29 protein-coding genes are annotated in these 21,824 nt (G+C 49.6%); 2 read left to right on the plus strand and 27 right to left on the minus strand.

Translation table 11 applies throughout. The annotated features are described in order from the left end of the window. Positions 1–17: 17 nt before the first annotated feature. From JNC80_RS00005 to JNC80_RS00130, 26 genes are all read right to left on the minus strand, one after another. Positions 18–683, minus strand: coding sequence for a hypothetical protein (locus tag JNC80_RS00005; protein ID WP_376709080.1), 666 nt, complete (start codon positions 681–683; stop codon positions 18–20). Positions 684–685: 2 nt separating this feature from the next. After that, entirely contained in the window at positions 686–1,291 is a 606-nt protein-coding gene (locus JNC80_RS00010) for a hypothetical protein (protein WP_376709081.1), read from the minus strand. A 4-nt stretch (positions 1,292–1,295) separates the two neighbouring features. Continuing rightward, a complete protein-coding gene (locus JNC80_RS00015; protein ID WP_376709082.1) occupies positions 1,296–4,376 on the minus strand; it encodes a tape measure protein in 3,081 nt (1,026 codons plus the stop codon). 483 nt (positions 4,377–4,859) lie between these two features. Beyond that, the gene (locus JNC80_RS00020) at positions 4,860–5,279 is read right to left on the minus strand and encodes a gene transfer agent family protein (RefSeq protein WP_376709084.1); all 420 of its coding nucleotides are present in this window, start codon (positions 5,277–5,279) and stop codon (positions 4,860–4,862) included. After that, positions 5,276–5,719: a phage tail tube protein gene (locus JNC80_RS00025; RefSeq protein ID WP_376709085.1), complete on the minus strand. Its 444-nt coding sequence runs from the start codon at positions 5,717–5,719 to the stop codon at positions 5,276–5,278. Before JNC80_RS00025 ends, JNC80_RS00020 begins: the two co-directional genes overlap by 4 nt. A 17-nt stretch (positions 5,720–5,736) precedes the next feature. Continuing rightward, the gene (locus JNC80_RS00030; protein ID WP_376709086.1) at positions 5,737–6,138 is read right to left on the minus strand and encodes a DUF3168 domain-containing protein; all 402 of its coding nucleotides are present in this window, start codon (positions 6,136–6,138) and stop codon (positions 5,737–5,739) included. Further along, positions 6,135–6,500, minus strand: a complete 366-nt coding sequence (locus tag JNC80_RS00035) for an HK97-gp10 family putative phage morphogenesis protein (RefSeq protein WP_376709614.1) — start codon at positions 6,498–6,500, stop codon at positions 6,135–6,137. The genes JNC80_RS00030 and JNC80_RS00035 overlap by 4 nt, the downstream gene beginning before the upstream one ends. Beyond that, complete coding sequence (locus tag JNC80_RS00040) at positions 6,469–6,708, minus strand: hypothetical protein (RefSeq protein WP_376709087.1); 240 nt, start codon at positions 6,706–6,708, stop codon at positions 6,469–6,471. The genes JNC80_RS00035 and JNC80_RS00040 overlap by 32 nt, the downstream gene beginning before the upstream one ends. A 4-nt stretch (positions 6,709–6,712) precedes the next feature. Continuing rightward, entirely contained in the window at positions 6,713–7,063 is a 351-nt protein-coding gene (locus JNC80_RS00045) for a head-tail adaptor protein (protein WP_376709088.1), read from the minus strand. 2 nt (positions 7,064–7,065) lie between these two features. Then, complete coding sequence (locus tag JNC80_RS00050; RefSeq protein ID WP_376709089.1) at positions 7,066–7,629, minus strand: head-tail connector protein; 564 nt, start codon at positions 7,627–7,629, stop codon at positions 7,066–7,068. A gap of 1 nt (position 7,630) precedes the next feature. After that, on the minus strand, positions 7,631–8,011 hold the full coding sequence (locus tag JNC80_RS00055) for a hypothetical protein (protein WP_376709090.1): 381 nt from the start codon (positions 8,009–8,011) through the stop codon (positions 7,631–7,633). A 62-nt stretch (positions 8,012–8,073) separates the two neighbouring features. Further along, positions 8,074–9,297: a phage major capsid protein gene (locus JNC80_RS00060; protein WP_376709615.1), complete on the minus strand. Its 1,224-nt coding sequence runs from the start codon at positions 9,295–9,297 to the stop codon at positions 8,074–8,076. 152 nt (positions 9,298–9,449) lie between these two features. After that, a complete protein-coding gene (locus JNC80_RS00065; RefSeq protein WP_376709091.1) occupies positions 9,450–10,115 on the minus strand; it encodes an HK97 family phage prohead protease in 666 nt (221 codons plus the stop codon). Between the two features lie 5 nt (positions 10,116–10,120). Further along, positions 10,121–11,362, minus strand: coding sequence for a phage portal protein (locus JNC80_RS00070; protein ID WP_376709092.1), 1,242 nt, complete (start codon positions 11,360–11,362; stop codon positions 10,121–10,123). Further along, entirely contained in the window at positions 11,359–13,077 is a 1,719-nt protein-coding gene (locus tag JNC80_RS00075; protein WP_376709093.1) for a terminase large subunit, read from the minus strand. The genes JNC80_RS00070 and JNC80_RS00075 overlap by 4 nt, the downstream gene beginning before the upstream one ends. Further along, the gene (locus JNC80_RS00080; RefSeq protein ID WP_376709094.1) at positions 13,077–13,559 is read right to left on the minus strand and encodes a helix-turn-helix domain-containing protein; all 483 of its coding nucleotides are present in this window, start codon (positions 13,557–13,559) and stop codon (positions 13,077–13,079) included. Before JNC80_RS00080 ends, JNC80_RS00075 begins: the two co-directional genes overlap by 1 nt. A gap of 236 nt (positions 13,560–13,795) precedes the next feature. Further along, on the minus strand, positions 13,796–14,326 hold the full coding sequence (locus JNC80_RS00085) for a hypothetical protein (RefSeq protein ID WP_376709095.1): 531 nt from the start codon (positions 14,324–14,326) through the stop codon (positions 13,796–13,798). Positions 14,327–14,364: 38 nt separating this feature from the next. Beyond that, on the minus strand, positions 14,365–14,583 hold the full coding sequence (locus JNC80_RS00090) for an HNH endonuclease (protein WP_376709096.1): 219 nt from the start codon (positions 14,581–14,583) through the stop codon (positions 14,365–14,367). Positions 14,584–14,893: 310 nt separating this feature from the next. Then, positions 14,894–15,541 carry a transcription termination/antitermination protein NusG gene (gene nusG, locus JNC80_RS00095; RefSeq protein WP_376709097.1) on the minus strand — a complete coding sequence of 216 codons (648 nt, stop codon included), beginning with the start codon at positions 15,539–15,541 and terminating at the stop codon, positions 14,894–14,896. Next, positions 15,538–16,740: a helix-turn-helix domain-containing protein gene (locus tag JNC80_RS00100; protein ID WP_376709098.1), complete on the minus strand. Its 1,203-nt coding sequence runs from the start codon at positions 16,738–16,740 to the stop codon at positions 15,538–15,540. Before JNC80_RS00100 ends, nusG begins: the two co-directional genes overlap by 4 nt. A 25-nt stretch (positions 16,741–16,765) precedes the next feature. Continuing rightward, positions 16,766–17,290: a hypothetical protein gene (locus tag JNC80_RS00105; RefSeq protein ID WP_376709100.1), complete on the minus strand. Its 525-nt coding sequence runs from the start codon at positions 17,288–17,290 to the stop codon at positions 16,766–16,768. 103 nt (positions 17,291–17,393) lie between these two features. Continuing rightward, positions 17,394–17,888 carry a helix-turn-helix domain-containing protein gene (locus JNC80_RS00110; protein WP_376709101.1) on the minus strand — a complete coding sequence of 165 codons (495 nt, stop codon included), beginning with the start codon at positions 17,886–17,888 and terminating at the stop codon, positions 17,394–17,396. Further along, positions 17,882–19,192 carry an MT-A70 family methyltransferase gene (locus JNC80_RS00115; protein WP_376709102.1) on the minus strand — a complete coding sequence of 437 codons (1,311 nt, stop codon included), beginning with the start codon at positions 19,190–19,192 and terminating at the stop codon, positions 17,882–17,884. The genes JNC80_RS00110 and JNC80_RS00115 overlap by 7 nt, the downstream gene beginning before the upstream one ends. A gap of 10 nt (positions 19,193–19,202) precedes the next feature. After that, the gene (locus tag JNC80_RS00120) at positions 19,203–19,466 is read right to left on the minus strand and encodes a DUF2312 domain-containing protein (protein ID WP_376709103.1); all 264 of its coding nucleotides are present in this window, start codon (positions 19,464–19,466) and stop codon (positions 19,203–19,205) included. A 189-nt stretch (positions 19,467–19,655) separates the two neighbouring features. Further along, the gene (locus tag JNC80_RS00125) at positions 19,656–20,138 is read right to left on the minus strand and encodes a phage regulatory CII family protein (protein ID WP_376709104.1); all 483 of its coding nucleotides are present in this window, start codon (positions 20,136–20,138) and stop codon (positions 19,656–19,658) included. Between the two features lie 163 nt (positions 20,139–20,301). Continuing rightward, positions 20,302–20,514, minus strand: coding sequence for a helix-turn-helix transcriptional regulator (locus JNC80_RS00130; RefSeq protein ID WP_376709105.1), 213 nt, complete (start codon positions 20,512–20,514; stop codon positions 20,302–20,304). Here JNC80_RS00130 and JNC80_RS00135 point away from each other — a divergent pair. Next, a complete protein-coding gene (locus JNC80_RS00135) occupies positions 20,493–20,930 on the plus strand; it encodes a helix-turn-helix domain-containing protein (RefSeq protein ID WP_376709106.1) in 438 nt (145 codons plus the stop codon). The two genes, JNC80_RS00130 and JNC80_RS00135, sit on opposite strands and share 22 nt — an antisense overlap. A 16-nt stretch (positions 20,931–20,946) precedes the next feature. Here the strand turns inward: JNC80_RS00135 and JNC80_RS00140 are convergent, their stop codons facing one another. After that, positions 20,947–21,165, minus strand: coding sequence for a hypothetical protein (locus JNC80_RS00140; RefSeq protein WP_376709107.1), 219 nt, complete (start codon positions 21,163–21,165; stop codon positions 20,947–20,949). Between the two features lie 391 nt (positions 21,166–21,556). Here JNC80_RS00140 and JNC80_RS00145 point away from each other — a divergent pair, with 391 nt between their 5' ends. After that, on the plus strand, positions 21,557–21,739 hold the full coding sequence (locus JNC80_RS00145) for a hypothetical protein (RefSeq protein ID WP_376709108.1): 183 nt from the start codon (positions 21,557–21,559) through the stop codon (positions 21,737–21,739). Positions 21,740–21,824 lie beyond the last annotated feature (85 nt).

Genomic DNA, 21,824 nt, shown 5'->3' on the forward strand with positions numbered 1-21,824 from the left:
GATGGCATGTCGGATCATCAGAAAATCCCCAAAAACTTTTTGCGCTTCTTCTGTGTTGGCACCTTGCCCTTTTCGGAACCCCAGAACACTTCCCATTCTTCAACCGTGGCCGCATCCTTGTAAAAGGTGTCGTTCGGATCGCGCAGCATCTGTGAGGCATGGCTTCGCGTCTCAGTATTGGAGCGGGTAAATTCCTGTGTGTGACTGGCACAGGTCATAGTGACTGCACCATCCTCATTCTCAGACGGTGTTTTCAGTTCAATCTTATCGACAAAGCCAACAAACCGGCACTCAGCCGGAGCGACCATCAAACGTGTTTCCGGATTGAACAGGCCACGATAGACTTCTACCCGCGCCTGACGGCAATCATAATCACGGACAATCCGTTCAACTTCCTCATGCACCTGCGACATGCGGATTGTGACGTTCTGCACGGAGAGATTGGCAACGAGCGGAATATCGTCAATAGCAACCAGAGTACCGGCACCATACCAAATCCGCGTCTCTGCTAGCCCATTGTCAGGATTGACCACATCTGCCGTGATATTCCCCACGTCAGACCACAGACCTTCCGTCACCGGAGCACCGGTCTGCCGGTCACGCGCAACAAGCCAGAGAAAGTCACGCGCTACCAACATCCGCTGTTCAAGCGCATGTTGATTTGCTGCTGATACATAACGCATATTTATCTGCTCTCAATCGCCTGAAACGAGATTGTGCCGCGCCCTGTGTTCAGCTCAGCCGATGTGGTCAGCGACCCCGGTATAATGATCATTGGCACAGATGGCTTTACCACTACGACCACATTGCCGACCGCTGTGCCGGGCGCCAGATGCGGGCGGACTTCAATATCCTGCCCGTCAACATCAACAACCTGATAGAGCTTGTTGCCGATCTGCTGATAATCGCCCACACTGGTTTTATAGCCAGCAGGCAAACCGGACAGCCGATATGCCTTATTGTTTTCGTTGATGCTGGCAATCTTAACATTGCTAACATCACCCATACCGGTACCGTTTGGATAAGCTATAGGATAACACCGGCTAAATGGCCGCCCCATAAATTGCTGTAAGCTCCCTTCGAGAGCTTTCAGTTTAGCCCGCCAAGCATCTAATTCATTTGGCTTGAGAGAGTGGGTCGAGACGCTGGCCTTCCACAAGGGTGCACCAAAATCCTTGCCAATAGTGGTGCCACCCGCTGTCCGGCTATATTCCTGCCGGTAAAACAGATCGAATTCCGTTGACCATCCGGGGAAGCTATCCAGTAGATTAAAAGGATAAGAGACTGCCATCACGTCAACTCAACTTCACAAATTTGCTTGGCGACTCTCTGACTGTCTGAATGACAATTGCAGGTAGTTCCTGCCTCATCTTTGCCAACTGTCCTTCAACCCGTGCCAAACCTTCTTTATCCGCATTCGGTGCATTGATTACCGGTGCGAAATTGAAAACTGTCGAGCCGTTATTCCCTGCCTGTGCCTTTAGTATTGGTATACGGGGCGCAGTTAGGGCAGGCATTGCACCTACCCCGCCCCCATCCTTCAAGGCTGGCATACGTCCTTTATTCATTGCCTCAAGGATGGGACGGAATTGCTTTGTGGCTTTGGCATTCATCATGAATTCGCCATTAGAACCCCACATAAGAACTTTGTCATCGCGTGGGCCGCCGGGGCCGCGTACGGCTCCACCATTCGCGAGTGCTGGTATCGGCCCGCCATCCTTGCGTCCGAGCAGTCCACCCAATAAGCCACCAAGCAACCCGCCACCGCCAGACTTACTGTCAAACAGCCCATCAAAGGCCAAATCCAGTAGCCTGTTGCCAATGTTAGACAGCGCATCTGCAAAAATATCAGCAGCCTTCTTGCCCTGAATGAAGCCATCAACAATGCCGCGTGTCAGGTCTTTCTGGAAGTTGACCATATCTTCGGCATTCTGGCGGATTTTATCCTGTGCCTCTGCAAGCTTACCAGCCTCTTGCGTGGCTATCGCAAACTGCTCAGCAGTGGCAGCAATCTGCGCCCGTAGCTCTGGTGTGATTGCTACACCAGCCTTTTGCGCAGCATTAAGCAAATCCTGCTCAGCACGGGCTTTTTCAATGGCGTAACCGTAGTCATCAATAAGCGGATTAATCTGTCGCTGCGCTTCAGTCTCAGCAATCAGGGCAGCAGTACGATCCGTGATGGATTGCAAATCTTCCGAGAAGTCCTGCTCCGGTGTTTTACGCTCTTTACGAGGCTTTTTACCTTCCGCAGAACGCCTTGCATCTGCGGCAAGATTAGCCTGTGCCAGCGCAGAAATCTCACTTTCAGATAGATGCCCGCCTGTTTTTGCGAGTTCATTTCCGACATCTAAAATGGCCTTCTCAAGAGAAAGCTGATCTTTCGTTAAAGCATTACGGCGCTTTGCCTCCTCCGAAAATACCTGTCCCGCACGCAATGCAGCGTCATCCGCCTTGCGCCTGTTTTGGAATTGCAAATAGGCATTTTTTGAGTTTTCCGATATCCCGCCATCACTCATACCAGCCAGCAACCGCTGTGCAGCGGAGGCCTGCATATACAGGGTGGACACCTTACCTACCAGTGCATCAAGACCGTTCAGCGTAGTGCTGAAGCCAAGACTTCCCAATGAAGACAATATTGCACGTACATCATCAGCCCCCTCACCTGTATCACGCAGTTTTTTTAAAGCATCTTCAAGGCTTTTACGCTGCGTAGCAGTGATAAGCTCCATACGTTCAAGCTGGGCTAAACGTCCAAGTACATCGTCTATCTCTGCTTTCGCATCATCCAGCCCTGGCATAACCCCAAGAGACAGTGACTGCGCCTGCAAGGCAGTGATTTTCTTCGCACTTCTATCCAGTTCATCAGCAAAGCCTTTGACAGCATCACTAATTGGCATTGTTCTGATCACATCCAGCTGAGCCTTCACCTGCGCTGAGGATAGCTGCATTTGTTGCAAACCGTATGCTAACTCTGCAATCTTCTCCCGTGCTGTTCTATCTGCCTCATCATCAAACAGACGAAACAGTGCGCCACCCTTTGCAGAGTCTGCTATAGAACTCAGCTCGTCGCCGACGCTCCCGAACTTCCCACCTGACTGTAACCGCTCTAACTCATCGGCAATTGATCTGATTTTCTGAGCGGCTTTGGCATCCCCCATTTTAATGATGGACTCGGCCGCTTTATCAATCCCATCCGCCACCTTCGGGGCAAGCAGACCAAGATTTATTAATTCTTTTTCAAAACTCTGTGACTGTGCAGATGCAGCAGAGGCATTAGACGCATATAGTGCCAAAGCGCCAACAACTGTACCCCCGATAATCATGCCCAATGGGCCTGCCGCCGCACCGATCCCACCGAAAGCCGTAACCAAACCGGAGAGGCTTGATGCTGTACGCAATGCGGATATCAAAGACAAAGTTGCACTTGTCGCCAATCCAAGACCACGCACCATAGCGACAACGGAACGCCCAACCAATGCGCCGGCAATCACCGCTGCCAACTTCAAAACAATATCAGCGGTGCTATCAAAATTATCTGCAAGCGTATTCAAACCGGCAATTAAACGCTGAGACGCACCCAGCCCCTTGTCGGTTTCACCGACATACTGGGTCATCGCATTGTTGACCTTGGTCAAACCATCTGAAATTGTTGAGTTAGTTTTATTAAACGCAGCTTCAATCTGAGGTTGGGCGGCAAGGATGGCCTTAAAAACTTTATCCGAGGTCAGCTTACCCTCGGCACCAAGGTCTTTCAGCCCAGCGATACTGACTTTAAAATAATCCGCAATCGCCTGTGCGAGCATTGGCGCATTCTCACGCACCGACCGCAATTCATCCCCTTGCAGCATGCCGGAACCAAGCCCCTGCCCCAACTGCAAGATACCTGCCGCCTGCTCAGATGCTGCCGCGCCACCGGCCTTGAAGGCCTTGTTCACAATCTCAGTGGCTCTGGCTACTTCCATCTCAGATTGTGCGACGCCCTTTGTCGAACGCATAAGCTTGGCATAAAGATCAGCCGTTTCAGAGATACCGCTTCGGGTATTATTGGCAATTTTGTTGAGGTCTTCGAGTGATCTGGCCTGCATACCCGCTACTTGACCAGCAGCTGCAAGCTTATTACCGGCTACTATCCAAGCATCTGCATAACGAGCGACTTCCTGTACAGAGAGCGCAGCACCGATACCGGCCAAAGGAGCCATAAGACCGTTAACAGAGCGCGAAAAAATAGCATCAAGATTTTTGTTCATCTGACGTGCACGATTTTCAACCGCACGGAATTGACGGTTAGCGATACCGTTAATTTTTGCAACTTCTCGATCAAATTTTCTGATGTCAGCTGAAAGCTGAACCACGAGTTTTTCAAGGTCAGTTGCCATATGATGCTATGTCCTGATAAGAAAAACGCCAGCACAAGGCGGCGCAGGGGGATATTATGAAGAAATTAGTGATCGTTGCTGCGATACTGGTATCGGCGCCTAGTTATGTTCAAGCAGCCGTGGTGAGTGAGTCACGTTCGATAGACTTTGATTCATGCTTATCCGTAATAAGGCAAACAGCGTCTGAGCTAGGTATTGCCCCAATCAACATAGCCGAGACTAACATTTTAAGAATCGTTCGGTTCCCATTGTCGGATGGATCAATACTGATTACCTGCTCCAAACCTGATAGAAAAATGGTTGTCACAAAAAGCAATTAACCTTGCGAATATCCAAACTATTCGCCCAGCCAATCAAACAAATCGGCCTTTTCTTTTTCGGTCAGGCCTTTTTCATTTTCCGGAGTATTGGCAGCAATATACCCCTCCAATGAGGCCATAAACTGCCACATAGACATGCACCGCACTTGCTGCGGTGTATATCCTAATACAGCGCCGTTTCCATAGATGGCGGCAAATCTGATTTTTCCATTTGGGAGAGTGTCGAGCTGCTCCCCTCCTGATCTGCCGCCTGCCGCTCCCCCACAGGTTCATCCGGTGAACCGTGCAAACCAACCTGCAGAATACTCATCGCATGCAGCATATTTTCAGATGGAGGGCGTTTTTCAACATAGCGCTGAACAAGTTTGGTTGCCTCAGTCGGCACCATTCCGCCGCCAATCAACCCCTGCCGAATTACGTGAGAAATATCACCAATCATACAGGTTTTGTTTGCCAGACGCTCGAGAATGACCCACGGCCCTGCATCGCAAGCTTCCTGCAGGGCTTCGATCTCCCCCCATCCAAGGCGGAAGGTATAAGTACCATCCGCCCATGTTAATTCAACAGATGCGTCCCTGCTCATGCCGGTGTTACCACACGTTTCATTTCGCCATCGGACTGCATTGACACATTGAGCGTGGCACGTTGACCATTGGTAGCGCCAGCTTCAAGACTTTCGATATGCATAGCGCCTGTCCATGTGACAGTTTTGGCTGGGAACTCCCATTCAATTTTCACTGGCACTGAGTCCAGACTTTCAAATGCATCCAACCATGTCTCGACACTTTCAGCAGCCAGCACCCCTTCACCATTTACGCTCATGGAAAGGCTGGTTGCATCACGCCCCATCCAGTCCACCTTATCAGGGTCTTCACAATCAGGCACCTGAACTTCCTCAAGCCCTTTGTTCAACGTAATGGAGCGCTGAGTAAAACCGCAAGGCGCAGTATAGACGACCGGCGACGCGTCATTTCCGATGAGCACACGGAATTTGCCGCCCTTAATTGTGGTAGCTTGTGCCATAATATTCTCCTGAGAGTTTAATATTGTTCCGCAACCGCTTCGAAGATGACGGCGGCGTGTGATGTAAGACCATCCGGATCGCGGAAAATCCGTGTCTGTCTGTGCTCAAAAAATACCAATGCATTAATTGGTAAACTGAGGTCAGCCTTTAATGCCTGTCGGACTGCATCGGCTATTTTCCGAACTTCCTGATACCCAACAGCCCGAGACCAACAATCCAGCTGGAAGGTGATTTCAAACGCATTGATGCAATCCGCGTCGGCGCCGGTTTCATCTGATGGACCATAGGAAATATATGGAAACACAGCCGTTTCCGGTACGCGATCATAAATCCGATCACCAACCAATCCGGATAAAATAGCATCACTTTTCAATCGCGATGTAAGGGCGATTTGCAATTCAAATGTTGGAGAAGTCATTGAGCAGAAACCTTTTTTGCGGCCTGATTTATTGCCCGTGAAAGACGCTGCCTGCTCTGCCTTTTATTGGCGCGATATGATGGGAAAAAGTAAGGTTGCGCACCCATCTTTTGTGTGCCGAATTCAACCCAACGTGCATAATATGCATCACTGTTACCGGCATAAATTGTAATGGTTAAATCAGTAGCAATTTGGGACGCAGCAACTTTTCCCAAAGTGATTGCACCTTTTGGCGGCCTGCCCCATGTCCAGCCGATGCTATCTCGCAACTCACCTTTATCTACCGGCACAAGACTTTTAGCCATCGTGACAATATCATTTGCAGATTGTTCAAGCGCCTGCTTGATCGCGTCCTTTGCCACCAAGGGCAAGCGCCTCAGCTTTTTCTGAAGTTTCTGCAAGCCTATTATTTTTGCGTAAATTGCCACGGAGTAACACCGCTTTCCCAAGGGCTATTGCACGAGCTGAGCATACCCTTGTTACATTGACCTCATCGCCTGCACGGTAAGCAATTGTCACCTGCTGTTTCGGCTTAAAATCATAATCTTGTGTAAACTTCACCCAAACCATTGGATCATCCCGAAGCAACTCCACTTTCACACGTGAATGCGATAAAGCGTCGATTAACTTCCCATTCGACATCACGGATATTGAAAACGATATTTCTCCGCAGATCGCGAACCCGCCATGTAGCTGTAACAAGCACGGAATGCTCTGATACCGGCACCCGAATTACCTGCGTATGACGCCCCTGCAAACGCCCGGCCATAACCGCTTCAGATCCACGCAAATGAATGAATGCTGCACGACCACGAAATTGCTCAACAAAAGCACTTTCGTGATTACCTGCCCCATCATCCGAAATTATTTCGCGCTTTTCAAAAGCGACCTCGTAAAAAAGAAGCGGAGCAGCAGCATTTGCCATGGCTATACTCTTGGCTTTCTGAAAGAAAATATCAGCTTTTCGCAGGCTGGAATATTATCGATGGCCTGCAAATCAGGTTGCCCGCGATGGCCATACAGATAACCAACATAGATCAGGATCGCGGCACGTAACGAAGGATGACACATGCCATCGCTGTAGCCACATTGATACGTAATCGAGATTGCATCTCTACGGATCGCGGTAACTGGAAGATCAGCGGATAGAAATTCAAGAAATGAACCTAACGCGTCTACATACAATGCGTATTCACTCTTTGGCAGCGTCACCACTGAGCCGTTTTCATCCAGATAAGTTACTGCGGTAATCTCTTTGACCGGATTTGGGTATAGATAATGACTGCCTGAGAAACAGGAAATATCCTGCCTCCAGTGCTGCAATGAGAACGCCATATTCAGGGTACGTTCCAGATCAGAGGTCGCAGCAGCTATGAAGTGCTTAATTTCATCATCATCGGATGTGAAGCCAATTGCACCAACATGCTGCTTGGCCTCATCCAATGTTACCGGATAGATTTGCTCAGTATCAGTACGAACAGGAGCCAGCATATTACTTGCTCTTGTTATTTGTAGCGGCACCGAGTGACTTATTCAGATCAGCAGACTTATCTGCCTTTTCACTGTCGGTATCATTCGCAGAAACATCGCCGGGCTCACTGCCTTCGACCGGCAGATCCGAACCCGCTTTGTCAGCAATAGCACTATCCATCCGACCGGCATCCTGCTGGTTGGCTAGAATAACAGGATCCGCGCTGGAGATGCCCTGCAGTTCAAAATCCGCATCAGCATGATTTTGTGTCGTGCTATCCGCAACAGGGCGCAGAACGCCATTACGGACAAGATGCGCGACCGTCATCGGCTCAGCATCCCGCACATCGCCGGATTTGTAAAATTTATCACCTATATGTTCACGCAAAACATCATACTTCATGATTATCTCCTTCGGTTCAAGAAACGGGCGACATTGCCGCCCGTCGATTTGAGCCGGCCAGATTAACCGCCAGATGCAGCAGGCTTTACATCGCCATAGATAAACGCTTCAGGACGATAAAGAGCGAGAGCCAAACGCTCTTCACCAAGAATGGTCACTTTGTTGCGAACAAAATCATCATTCTGAAAACCAACTTCGATGCGGCTGCTCCACTGGTCAAAGATTTGCGCCCCAAGCTTAAATGCACCGGTCAGGAACTTCCCTACTGAAATTGCCTGAGTTTCAACCACTGGCAGGTTCCAAAGTGTAGGATTGAGAGAACCCTGAGGATTACCGATGATATAACGGCCTTCACCATCTTTAAGCAGCTCGATACCTGCCCAATCAATCGGATGAAGGATGTGGCCGGTCGCCGGATATTCTGCTAATGCGGCCTGTAGCATCGCAATGCGAAGCACATCGATCCCGGAAGCTGGATTTGGAACGGCAAGACCGACTGGTGGTGCATATGCGGTAGCTTGCGGGATAATCCCTTCAAGATTTTCGCCGGTGCCATCACCGTTCAAAATCTGATTTTCTTCAACAAGCTTCAAACCGTAAATCAGTCGTTCATCGATAAGTGAGCGGATTTGAGAGAAATCACCCAGCACCTGTTTCGAAGCCCGGAACCAGTGCGCAAGCACTTTGGTTGTGATGTTTTTATCGGTCAACTTAAGGTCGGATTGTGGTTTCAACCCACCTTCAGCAACAGGAGCTGCACTATTAGTGAAACCCGTTTCCTGAACATACAAAATGCTCGGACTGTCAGTTTGCCCAGGTGAAAGCAGATCACGCACTGTCAGTTTACGCTGCGGCAAGCCGAGAACACCCGGCAGACGGTTCGGTGCAATAGCTGCCCCAACGGCACCAGCCACATCGGCAGTAGAAGATGTGATATCAGCTTTCACCATCAGACTCGCTGATGCGCCGCTGCGTGGTGCAGACTTCATCGCGGTCAGTTCATCCAGCTCAATAAACTGCTGGCCAAGCGTTTTTTGACGATCATCGCCAGCACCGTGACGTGCCGCCTTCTGTTCCACTTCATCAAGACGAGCCTTGATTTCGTTCATACCACTGAGAGCTTCGTCAGCTTTTTCTTTCAGCCCCTTACTGATGTCGCCGTTCTTCTGGGCTTCCGAAAGCGCCTTTTCCGCGATTTCCTTCACAGCATCATGCTGAGTTTCGAATTTCTTCTTGAGATCACTGGCCAGCTGTTCAAGTTCACCGTGACCAGCAGCACCCGCCATGGCCAGCATGGCACTATTTGCCGAAGCATGATCAATGTTGAACAACACCATTGTTGCAGCAAGTGCAAAGCATGCGAAAATACCGAGCGCGAACGCCCGATTCAATGTCAGGAGTTTCATGGTTTTCTCCAATATGGAAATGAGAATTGGTCTTAATCGCGCAATAGTGCGCGAAGGAATTCGACCCGTTGATCTGCCTTCTCGCCCTCTGGCTCTCCCAGAACAGCCTTCGCATAACCGACAGAGGCAATCTGTGTGGCCATGCTTTTCGGGATACCTGCCTCACGCAGGATATCCTCAAATTCTTTAATCGGTAGCGGGTCCCCATCGCGCAACCGACGAACAAATTCTTCCATTCGTTCGGATTTCACCGCCTCAATGCGAGCACGACGATTGGCCGGAAACGAGACCGGTGAAATTTCGCGCAGCTCCAGTTCTTCAAGATTGCGGACATTCCCATCCGGCGTTGCCTTGATTTCACGATAACCAATGGACAATCCGCCAATGGCATTGTTTTTCATGAGCGCATAGACTTCACGCGCTTTTTGCACTTCAAGGATTAACCTTCCCGTACCCCGCAGCCCCTTTGCATCCTCAGCCAAATCCTCCCAGATACCAATCGGCTCATCAGGGTTATGTTGCCAGAGCATTAAAACATTGGTGCCTTCACGTTGATGCTTAGCCAAGCTAGCTGCAAAAGCACCGGGCATGACACGTTCACCATAACTATCAACATTACCGTTGACGGAGCCGTATCCCGTAAAAGTGCCATCCTCCGACAGGTTTTTAACCTGCAGGGCAAAGTCTTTGGTTTTCATCGGGATTAATCCTCTAAAGGTGGTCCGCCGTTGTGACCCAATAAATTACTATCTGAATCAGTAATCGGGACATTCTGCATCTGAATGCGTGGTACATCGCCGCCCTCAACAGGCGGCAGGTTTTCGAGCCTGCGAACTTCATTAATCGTCATCGCCCCGATGGCTGTCATGACCTGATAGAACGCTGACCTCCCCTTACTGTCACCACGCAACAGACCTTCCTGATTAAATTCAACCACAATACCTGCAGCACGATCTGAAGGTAATAACAGTTGTTTCTCAACGGCCTGTTCAATGCGCTTAAACCGGCGACGAAGGGTAAATTTCTGAAAACCTAATGTCTGACTTTCAATACCGGCACCAAAGCTGGTGGTCTTTGTTGTATGGCCAATCATGTGTGGCGGAACACCGAAAAACCGGCAAACTTCCTCAACAGAAAGACCACGCGTTTCCAGCATCTGAGCATCTTCGGGGGAGATTGTAAGCTGCTGCCAATCGGTTTCACCTTCAAGGATAAGCGGCTTACCACCATTACCAGAGCCGATCTTATCTGCCATTTCCTTCTTGGCGATTTCACGCTGCTCAGCTGTCAACCAAGGCTTGAACTTCAACACTCCTGTCGGACGCAACCCATTGACAAACATATCACTGGCAAAGCGTTCAGCGGATTGCGCTAAACCAAATGTATTGCGTGCAAAACGCAAAGTTGACATGCCACCCAATGGATCACCGCCGAAGCCACGGATATGAAGAATATCCCTGTCATTTGAGACAAATGATTTACCATTCGATGACCAGCTATATTGCAGCTCCCCAGAAAGAAGACGTCTAACCTGCATTCTTGACGGGTTGATTGGATCTAATGAAACAATGCGACCGCCAGAACGGACAATCTTAGCAAAACCATTACCGCGAAGCTCGATGGACGCAGCAATAAAATCCCAGAAATCCAGTGCAGTCTGGTCATAATTCGGACTGTCATGCAGTAATCGGTACAGCGGATGCTCTTTGGCAACAACACGACTGCCATCTGGATTGGTGCGATAAACCATGAGCGGGAGCGATGATATTGTACCAGAAATCAGATTGACGCACGCCCACACCGTGGAAAGAGCTAAAGCAGTGCTATCGGTAACAATCTCGCCTGATGTCGACAGAGCGGAGACACGTAAATCCTCTACAGATGTATTCCTGCGGACAGGTAATAGCCCTGACAGGCTATTGAACATTTTAGTCAATACGTTCACTTCGCACCTGCCAAACTCTTAAAATAGTCATCCAGACCCGTCCCGAATGCTTCCGGGTTTCTGCTCATGAGTATGGCAGCATTAAATCCGGCGACTAACGGGTCAATTTTTGCTCTACCGGCCGTCTGCTTGGTGATCAGAACAGCACCGCCACGCACTTCTACCTTGGCGTTACCGACACACCACGTCATCAGGCGGGAACCGCTATGTATAAAAGTGCCGTCCTTCAGCTTGCGCTCAAGCCCCCAAGTAGCAGGCGACAACGCTGCCCCCTGCCTGATGCCAGGCATCATTTCTGCGCTGACACCGTTGGTCGACAATTCATCAACAAGTGCCGCAATTCCGTAAGGGTCAAGACCGATCGCTTCTTTCGATGGCAAAAGCCCAGCATTCATGAGTGTCGTGACAATTCCTGTAACCTCCTGAATATCCTGTGTGGCTTCGCTGCATATCGTCAAATCGCCATCATTCTCAAAGTCCTGAAGATCAGAAACAATATCCTTGCGGCGCTCCAACACATCCGGATGCGCCCATGCATGGTTCCACATCAACCAGCGTCGGGTGATCTTTTCGCGCCCAATCACAGCAAAGCCAAACAGGTCATCAAGTCCGCCACCATCAATCCCGACAGTGCAAACCTCAGAACGCTCCATCAATGATTGCAGGGTCAATGTCTTATCGGTAGCCTCCAACCAATAATCTGCCCCCGCCCACCGGTCATTGCGCAGTGACAAGCCGACCTGCACATTGAAATGCTGTGAGGCAATCAGCATCAGCTGGCCAATGCCTTCCTGTTCAGCCTTCAGGATTTCGTCAGCAAGAAAGCCCTCATCAACCGAACGGTTGAGATTTGGATTGACCATTTTCCATGTGGCAGGATCTTTCCAGCCACCATCCTTAGACAGGCGCAGCGGCAGTTCATAAAGAACCGGCAAAATAGGCAAATCCAGTGTGCCGTCACGAACCTGCCGCGCAATATCCAGTTCCGATTTAAAAACACCGGCAGGAGGTTCTTTGGACTGGGTTGTGATCTGGAGTAAGAAACCATCCGGACGCGCTGCCAATGAGCCGCGAATTTCAACGAAAATCTCATGCGCTTTCGACTTCTTCGAAAATACATGAGTCTCATCTATCAAGATGAAGGTTGCTTTAGAGCCGGTGATTACATCTGCATCTGCTGCCTTGATCATAATCACGGCACCGGAAATGCGATGCGTTAAGGTGCGTTGATGCACCTGCGGGTGAAAGATCTTCGATAGCTCAGCATCAATCTTGATAATACCGTGCGCCTGTTTGAATGCGATGTCTGCGATTTTCTTGGTTGGCGCAATAAGCAGCAGTTCAGCTTCAGGCCGTCGATTTATGATTGCTGCTGTCACCATGATCGCTGCAGCTATGCTCGACTTACCGTTCTTTTTCGGTATGAGCATAAAGAACTCGCGGATCATCCGGCGATTAGTAGCAGGGTTATAACTGCCGAACAAAGCGCGGACAAAATCGAATACCCAGTCCCCGCAAATCTCTCCGTATGTTGGCTGACCGATCACATCCGGACAACGCAGGCGCTTAAAAATCCTTAGCGCCCGCTCTGCCTCATCCTCAAAAAGTGGTAGATCCGGTATGAGTGATCGGCAATTAACAATCCGATCTTCCCAGTCCTTAGTTGAGGTATTCCACGGATTGTCGATAATCAGATTGTGAGGATGTTGAGACATCAGTTCAATATTCCTGGTATCCGAAGATCATCCCCCCACTCGGTATTTTCACCGGCATCAAGTGCGGCTTGCTCAGCCAGCTCTTTCTTTCCAAGTGGCTGTTTGCTTTCGGTTTTCGGTTTTTCCGGAGTGGTATTGAAATTAGCGACCGCGTTCATCTGGTCGTTACGCTCAATCAATTTGCGGTATTCTTTCATGGCAGCGACATTACCGCCCTTCGCGCTCTCCCAGAGCATGTCTGCAAGATTGGCATCTAAGCGGTCACGCGCTTGCTCTCTGATTTTCAGCTCGCGAAAATAATTCTTGCGTAAAGTCGGAGGCGTAATGCCCAGAGCGTTTGCAATGCGCGAGTTACTCCAACCTAAAGCCAGTAACATCATGACTTTATTGCGATTTTTAACCGTAGCAATATGTGTAGGTCTGCCACGCTTACCGTGCCCTTCTGGTATAGGGTCACCAAGCAGGTCAAAATTCTCTGTCATGGAAAAAATAATCTCTGAATGTGGGGGACGCGGGTCTAGGCAAAACGGCCTTTTCGATCTTTCGACCGCCCCCCCCAACCTATTGCTCTAACTCGACCTATTGAAACGCTTCTGCTTTGATGATGCCATGTCATTGTCAAATGTATTAGAGGGAATCATGTCCGAAGAAAAACCACCAGCACCACCAACTCCACGGCAGGAGCCGCCACCACCACCGCCAACAGACCGTATGGTTATTAAGGATGGCTCAGTACTTCCCAAGCGGTAGTCACGAGACCGGACGCACCAAGAACTACAATAATAGAACCAAGAACAATCGAAGCGACACCCAGTCGCTTCGCCATCCTCAAATAACTGGATGACTGCTGGTTAACTGCAAAGTTATTATCTTGACCATTTAACGACTGCTCCAAGTAAGCAGCGATAACAGCTTCTTCCGTTACATCATCACGTGATGCCCATTGCCAAAACTCTGCCCCTTTTCCGGGTAAGGCTACTGTCGCAGTCTTGATCGCTTGGATACAATACCAACATGCTAGCGTAAGACATCCGGCCATTGTTCCTGCTGCAATCACTACCCAAACACCAAGATACGGAGCTGCTCCGATCATCCCTGCCAGCGCCGCAGATGCCAATGCCACTGTCAACGTCACATACACGCGAAACAAAGCCATAGCTTGCCTGTCTGTGGCTAACAGCATTGTTAACAAAGCTGCGTCCCGACTGCGGACATCATCTAAAATTATTTTCATATCTAATTTTGACATATGCACCTCTACTCTTAATGGCACTCTACATCATACCATCAATCCCAAACGCCGCGCATATGCAGTGAGCCTTGCTCATCCCTCTGCTTATGCTTGTCATGACATGACTTGCACACGCACTGCAGATTACTCATATCCCAGAACAATGTTTCATCACCGCGATGCGGCTTGATGTGATCACACACCAGTAAGTTCGTTCTGTACTCGCTACGAGTACACATTTGACAGGTAAACAGATCACGCGTCAGCACTTCCATACGCAACTGCTGCCAACGTGCAGTCTTGTACCACTTTCGATAATGCAAGCTCTCATCCCGGTATCGAGACTTAGTGAGCGCCTCAGTTGATGACTGAGTTACAAAACGAGAAGCCAAGGCCGGAAGCCTTGGCTTTAGTGTCGTAAGTTTTACCACTTTGATTTTCGCTCATAGCTTCGCACTGGGGAAGAAGCGGTTACTGATCATTCAGGCGCTTCTTCGGGATCCGTGCCGAGCTCCGCCATATAGGCTGCTACAGGGTATCGGAAGCAATTGCTTCGCTGTCCACAGGTCGTCCCTTCTATTAGGGCTATGACGATTTTTTTAAATTTGCAAGAGAAACTTCAACAACGCGCTGCTGCCCAAATATGAAGGAAAGAACACGCGCAGCGCGTGTACCAGCATAACCCTCAACAATACCCTTGAAGACATTACCGGCCAGATCAAACGATACGTAATCACCACCCTTAAAGCGTGGTAATGACTTTGTCTCATCAAATGAACCGGCATTCGTTAAGCGCATGAGATCATTCATGTAATTCTCATTCACTACAAGCGCACCCTGCTGTCCAAATATCAGCGACACCGCTCCATCAATGCGCGATAAACCAACCCAACTCTCCGCACATGGAACAGCTTTGACAAACAGATAACCATTGAAAACAGGCATCATAATCTCTTTGCTTGGACGCGTATGACGGCGTGGCTGAATCGTTTTTTTCATCGGTAGCCATGCTTCAATACCAGCGTTGGTTATGGACTTATGCACATCATTTTCTTTGCGATGAGCGGTTCGCAGAACAAACCATCGCTTTTCAGACGAATCATTACCGGCAGCAATTGCCAAAAATTTATCCTGCATACGGGACTTGATGCGATCAGGATCCCGATCTGCCAGACGCTTTGCAGTTTCAAGGATGCGCGATTCTTCAAAAGCTTTGTTGTCAGGCATCATCATTTGTCCAATCCATGTAAAGCTGCTTCAAACTCATGGAGGTTTTCGGCACCTCCTGCAGGGAACCAAACCCAATCCGGCAGATCGTTCTCATCAAACCACAGCCAGCCCTTTTGCTCATGCAGTTCACGCCACTTGTGCCAGCGCTCACTATTCACCGAGACTTGCTCCATACGGTCAATGACTGCGAGGAACCGATCATCAACGATGTAACCACGCCGTGCTTTCGCAGCATTATGCATATCAACAACGACCGGATAACCAGCTTCCTTTAACCAATCACGTCGATACTTATCACCGATCTCACCACCTTGTCGGATCATGCTTTCAATCCAGCGTGATGGTCGATTGACCGGCTTAGCACCACCCAGCAGCTCAGCCATACGAGCTGCACCCCACATCTTGCCGTATGGAGCTGAAGCTTTACGGATACCGGCAGATCTTGCCTCCTCAGCCTTAAAGGCTTGGATCACGGATACGGGCAGGTCTGTCCATTTGCGATCACGGAAGTAGACACCGAGTGGCACAACTTTCTTGCCACAGTGTTGCGCATAGGCCATCGCCTTCGCCTCAGCCTCTGAGCGTTCTGCATCTGTGAGTTTCGCAAACTGCTTAATCGCCCACTCAGTCGGAGACTTCTCCCAATTGTGCCACTGAGTGTCGTGAGCAATCTTTTTGACACGTCTCTCGAATTTCGCAGGATCATCGGTTGAAATCTCATCCGCTGAGTTTTCTTCCTGCTCGCATTCACGCGCCTCTCTCTCGATTGATGGTTTATCTAATGGTTCTATTACGGTTTGGGTGACATGGTGACACCCTAAACTGTCGTCAATGTCACCCTTATCTGTCGTGGATGTCACCCTATTGTCCTCTAAGGGTGACACGGTGTCACCCTTAATCGGGCTGTTATTATTGGCTGCAAGGCGCTCCAGAGCAGCCAAATCGAAGTCATAGCGTGTAGAATTTCCACGTCCGCTACCACCTTCCTTGACCACAATGAGCAAACCTTCCGTCACAAAATCCTGCAATAAACGCTGCACTGTGCGTTCTGACAGCTCAGTTTCCGTTGCCAAACGCGCCACAGACGGCCAGATGCCGCGCCCCTCATCATCAGCAAAATCCCCCAGCCGGATTGCCAGCATCTTACGGCTTGCAGATCCCAACTTCGCCTTGAAGAGACGGGTCATAATCGCAATACTCATATAGCCCTCCCCACTTTAAACGCCGTCATAGCCCCGCCTTTCGCCATGCCTGATAGTCAGTACACAGCGAACGCCACCGCTCAGCCGCCGCACTGTCATTATTCAATTCTTTTCTGGATGCGATGCGCAGTAATGAGCGCAGTTTCTGCGCTGCCCTTTCATCCGTAAGCGGGCGTTCCAGCCCGTGACGTTCTTCTAAAAACACAAGAAAGGCAGGCTCACCGCACTTCATCGCCGCTTGTGCAGCGTAATTGACCGGTTTGCCCGCTGGCTGCGCCTGCTGAGACGCATTCGCACCATCCCGCCGCGTTGCCGCTATGGCGCGATCAACAAGGCGCAATAACAGGTCGACCATGCGCGGTGCATTGACGAAAAAATCTATCTCATCTGTCGTGGCTTTATCGCTGAAATGAGCAACAACTACACGTTCCGCACCTGATCGCGCCTCGACAAATGTCGCTGTACCGTCTGCCGTCAGGAGCCATTCTACTTTGCCAAGTGCTGCAAAGCGCTCTCTGGCCTTTCGCAATTCCATTGCTTCTGCACTCATTACCGGCCTCCCAATGTGAGCCAGATAAGCGCGAACGAAACGCCATAAGCAGCAATAGTAACCAAGATTACAGTCAGGATTTCCAAATAAACGGGACGGATATTCATACGCCATCCTTCCGCAGCTTACGGAGATTCCGCCCCATCCGTGCCCGTTTGCGCTGATAAGCCGAAACGCTGAACAATATCGTGGTATGATCACGTCCACCCATCCGCCGACCGATTTCCGGCGTCGACAAGGCTGTTAAACGCCTTGCCCAATAGCAAATGGCCTGCCGCGCATAGACGGCGGAACGATTGCGTCGCTCTGAATAAAGCTCATGGAAAGAAACATTGAAGACAGCGCAGATCCGCCGCGCAATCACGTCAAACCGAGCACGGTAGCGCTTTTGTTGTATAGCGCCCCACCGCGCTGAATATTCAGTTTGCAAGGCAGCCATGTACTTTTCAAATTTCACATCAAACACAGACATGAGCGAATTATCAGGCGCGATCAGCGGCTTACGCATTGGCTGCGGAAAGGAAACGACATTAGAGAGCGGTCTTGATTGCGCAGCTTTAATGCCCCGTTCTGTATGGCGATAAGATGCGATCAACATGAAGCGCCTCCCGCCTCATACCCCCACGCATCCCAGCCGGGGCGCGGTTGGCGGCAAAACAATTCAAGTTTAGGAATCTCTGGATAAAGCTTTTCAATCTGTTCAGCGTAAAATTCAGGCTTTTGTGAATGTAACCGTTTACGCTCACGGAAAACCGTGTCCGGTTGTGTACCAGGCAAAGGAGCTGCAACATCTCCCCGTTTGCCGATCAGCAGCAGCTCATGCCGGTCGCGCCCCCAATAACCGGTACCGGCGATTTCCTTGTCCCAGATCCAATGATGCACATAAGTGAACCCGCATGCTTCAAGCACCTGTAAAGCGTCCAGCAACATCGGGTTCGTAGCCCACATAAAAAACACTGCTGGATGCTCGTCGCCAAGAAGCCGTTTGAGCAGCTCAATAATGTCAGCCGTTGGCATTGTCGGATAATGGTTTTCCGCCGATTTGTTATGACCCGTAACTTCCGACCATGCGCCAAATCTCCATGGCGGATCCGCGTAATAAACGGAATACAGCTGCTTCAGCTCATCAGGGGCTGTTTCTTTCCCCCGATCGGCAATTTGTTTCATGGTCGTGAGCCGCACAGCATGGCGAACCTTAGCTTGTTCAGCCCGAATTTCTTTTGCTGCCGCAACGATCTGCTTTTTTTCCTGCCGCAACACTTTACACTGTTCCGCATGCTGTAACTCAGACAGTGCCTCACCGGCATGGATCGAAACTTTGCCTGCGCGAATAGCGTCAATCAGTTCCGGCGCACCGTGGTCACGCACACGCCGTGCAGCTGTCACCGCCCGCTCTGAAATTGACAGTTTTGCCGCTGCGGTACGGGTCGGCAAATTTGCTGCACCACCCGTGGTCTGGTTGACACCACGCTCCCAATCAACAATGGACGCAGCCACCATTGCCCGCTGGCTTTCGGTCAGGTGCCGCCGGTGCAGGTTTTTGGAAAGTACAAAATTCAGCGGATCAGAGCCGGAAAACTCAGCATAAACCGGCTTCACTCCGGCATGTCGGCAAGCCCACTGCCGGTTGCGGCCATCAAGAACCATGCCTTCCAGCAGCAAAATAGGCTCATGCTGACCATGAACGGCAATATCATCGGCAAGCAGAATGCGTTCCGGCTCATCAATCATCGGAAACATATTTGCCAGCGGATGTGCAGGATAAAAATCCGGCTCCGGCGCTGATTTCTTCGCCGAAGCGACTGGCCGTTTTGCAGCAGGCTTTTTCTTGTCTGCCACATTTACAGAAGACGTTTTCGCTTTTACCGGCTTCGCGGCGTAAGGATCATAAACGTGCGTCATCGCTCCACCCTCAGGACATGCCGAGCGCGTCCATATAGAGCTGGATCATTGCCTGCTCTTCTTGGCGCACATGGTCAGTTTGTTTGCGTAAACGGATGATTGTTCTGACAGCTTTACTGTCGAAGCCCGAGCCTTTCAGCTCCCCGAAAACCTCTTTGATATCATCGCCGATAGCTTTTCTCTCTTCTTCAAGCCGTTCAATTCGCTCAATAAAAGCGCGAAGCTGACCGACCGCGATTGTCTGTGCGCTGTCGCCGGAAATATCGTCAGTCATGATCCTGCCTCCGTTTCATATTCGGACGGACAGGCGCGAGGCAAAGCCGCTGAGCACGACCTTTGATAGTCAGCCGTGCCAACCTGTCAGCATGATTTGGGAATTTTTTAAGAACGGCTTTGGATCTGGCCGCGCCGTATCTGGAGTGTGAAACAAACGGTTCAGCACCGTGAAATTTGAAACGGCGAGTCATTCTTCACCACCGGTCGTAGCTGCATCAACCATGCGCTGGAAGGAACGGAGTTTTTGAACCGCCTTTTCAATTTCATTGAAAACACGCCTGCGCTCTGCCGGTGTAACGCGCCCGTCTTTACTGGCTTGTGCATATTCCTGCACCACAGCATTGAGCGATGAAATCACCTGCGCCACATCATCAATCGAAGGTAAATCACCATCAAAATGCTGCGCATCCAAAGCCACCAGCTTATAGCCCAGCTCTGCCGCAATAAATGACAAGATCCCGTTTGAACCTGTGTCCATCATCAGATCAACAGCCACATCTAGCGGCATATGCATTTCATCATCGGGGGAACCGTACTTTGACAACGCAGGCGATTTAACGCGGGTGACCTGTTCAAAGCTGGTTACGCCTCCGGACATTTCCAGCAGCCGTCTGACTACGGCCTTTAAGCCCCTGCGAAATTTACCGGTTGTAGGTCGCAAATCACTCATGCCATCACCTCAAAGAAAAGACCTGCTTTCGCGCACAATGGAAAAAGCGCGAAAGCAGGCCGCATCTGCCGTGGGAGGAACCGGCAGAGATGCAGGAAAGATTGAAGGATTTGTTTTCCGTGACAGCCTTTGAAAAGCAGTATTTGGTGAAGTTGATTAGGCATCACTGTCCCCAATCGTAATAGAAATTCCAAAGATCTAGAGAGGTTACACACCCACCAGTCACAGCAACGATTTTTTCAATTTGGGCTTTACGCGGCATCGCCACTCCTGCCTCCCATTTTGAAATAGTTGCCTTAGTCACACCGATAGTGGCGGCAAACGCCTCCATAGTTTGATCAGAAAGTGCGCGGTATGTTGAAAGTGGATGCTTCATGCACAATGTTTCTAACAGAGAAACATACAAGTCAAGCCCCTCTAAAAAATGTTTCTGATTTCGATAACGTCATTAGTGATATGAATTGCGATAATCGAAACATGAAAAATCGACTAAAACCAGATGAGAACCGTCGCCCATCAAAGCTCTACCTACATGCTTGGTTGAGTAAAAAAGAAATTACTGCTGAATCGTTAGCCGAAAAATTAAACACGAGTAAAAGCGTAATATCAAAACTCGCAAATGGCAGGCAACAGTATACTCAAGAGTGGCTTGAGAGGATGGCATTTGTTTTTGAGTGTGAACCAACAGCCCTTCTACGCGATCCTGAAATAGAATCCGCCGATGAAATTGTCTCAAAGCTGAGTCCTGAAGCCCAAAGAAGGGCTATCAAGGTTTTGAAAGCCCTGTATTAATCAGATCTATTCACGGCTATTCAATGGGCGAAACTAATACAAACGCAGCAGAGTGGTCTACTACATATCTCCACTCACCACCATGCTGGGCAGACATTTCTATAGTTAAGAGCTTTACCAGATCTTCAATTCTATTCAAACGGCCTGTTGATTGTGGGGCAGAAATATCATTAGTCGCGATTACTGCACTTCCTGCAGCAAAACCAATTAATACACCTCGACGTGTAGCCATCATAGTCAAACTCCCTACAACGCAGTCGCTTCAGCAACTTCGCTATTGCAATCACGACTCAAATAGAAATTAGGCGAAGCAGGTAAACAAAAATTACAATAAGTTAATTTATGTTACATATCAGTATTTATGCTACATTACCCTACATTTAAGCGCTTAATTTCACACCACACCACGTAGGTATAGCCTTACATCACCCCTTCTTTCCATAACATTAGCTTGAACTACTGAATACATGTAGCTTGTTTGGGTTTCTACATAGGAAACTTAACGCTTGACAAATTAGTTTCTAACAGGGAAACATAAGGGCAAGGAGTAAGAGCCAATGTTTCTAATTCAGACAATCAAAAACAATAATTTGGTGATAATGAAGGACTATAGATGCATTAATAGATTGGCACTCACCATGCAGATCATGGCTACCAATGGTGAAGCCGTAACACCAGAGAATTTGCGCGGACGCGGCTACACTATGGCTGATATTACCCGCTACGGCCTGAAAGCCGCCAATCTCGCACGTAAGCGCTCTGTCAAAACTGCGATGTCAGCGACTGAGCCGCGAAAACATTCAGATTAATCTGAATTCCAGAGCCTAACTAAGTCACCCCGACAATCTGACACCGCCATAATTGCCGCACCTTCCGGCAAAAGGAGAGCTTGCA

The sequence above is a fragment of the Pseudochrobactrum lubricantis genome, assembly GCF_041929865.1.
Taxonomy (GTDB): Bacteria; Pseudomonadota; Alphaproteobacteria; order Rhizobiales; family Rhizobiaceae; genus Pseudochrobactrum; species Pseudochrobactrum saccharolyticum.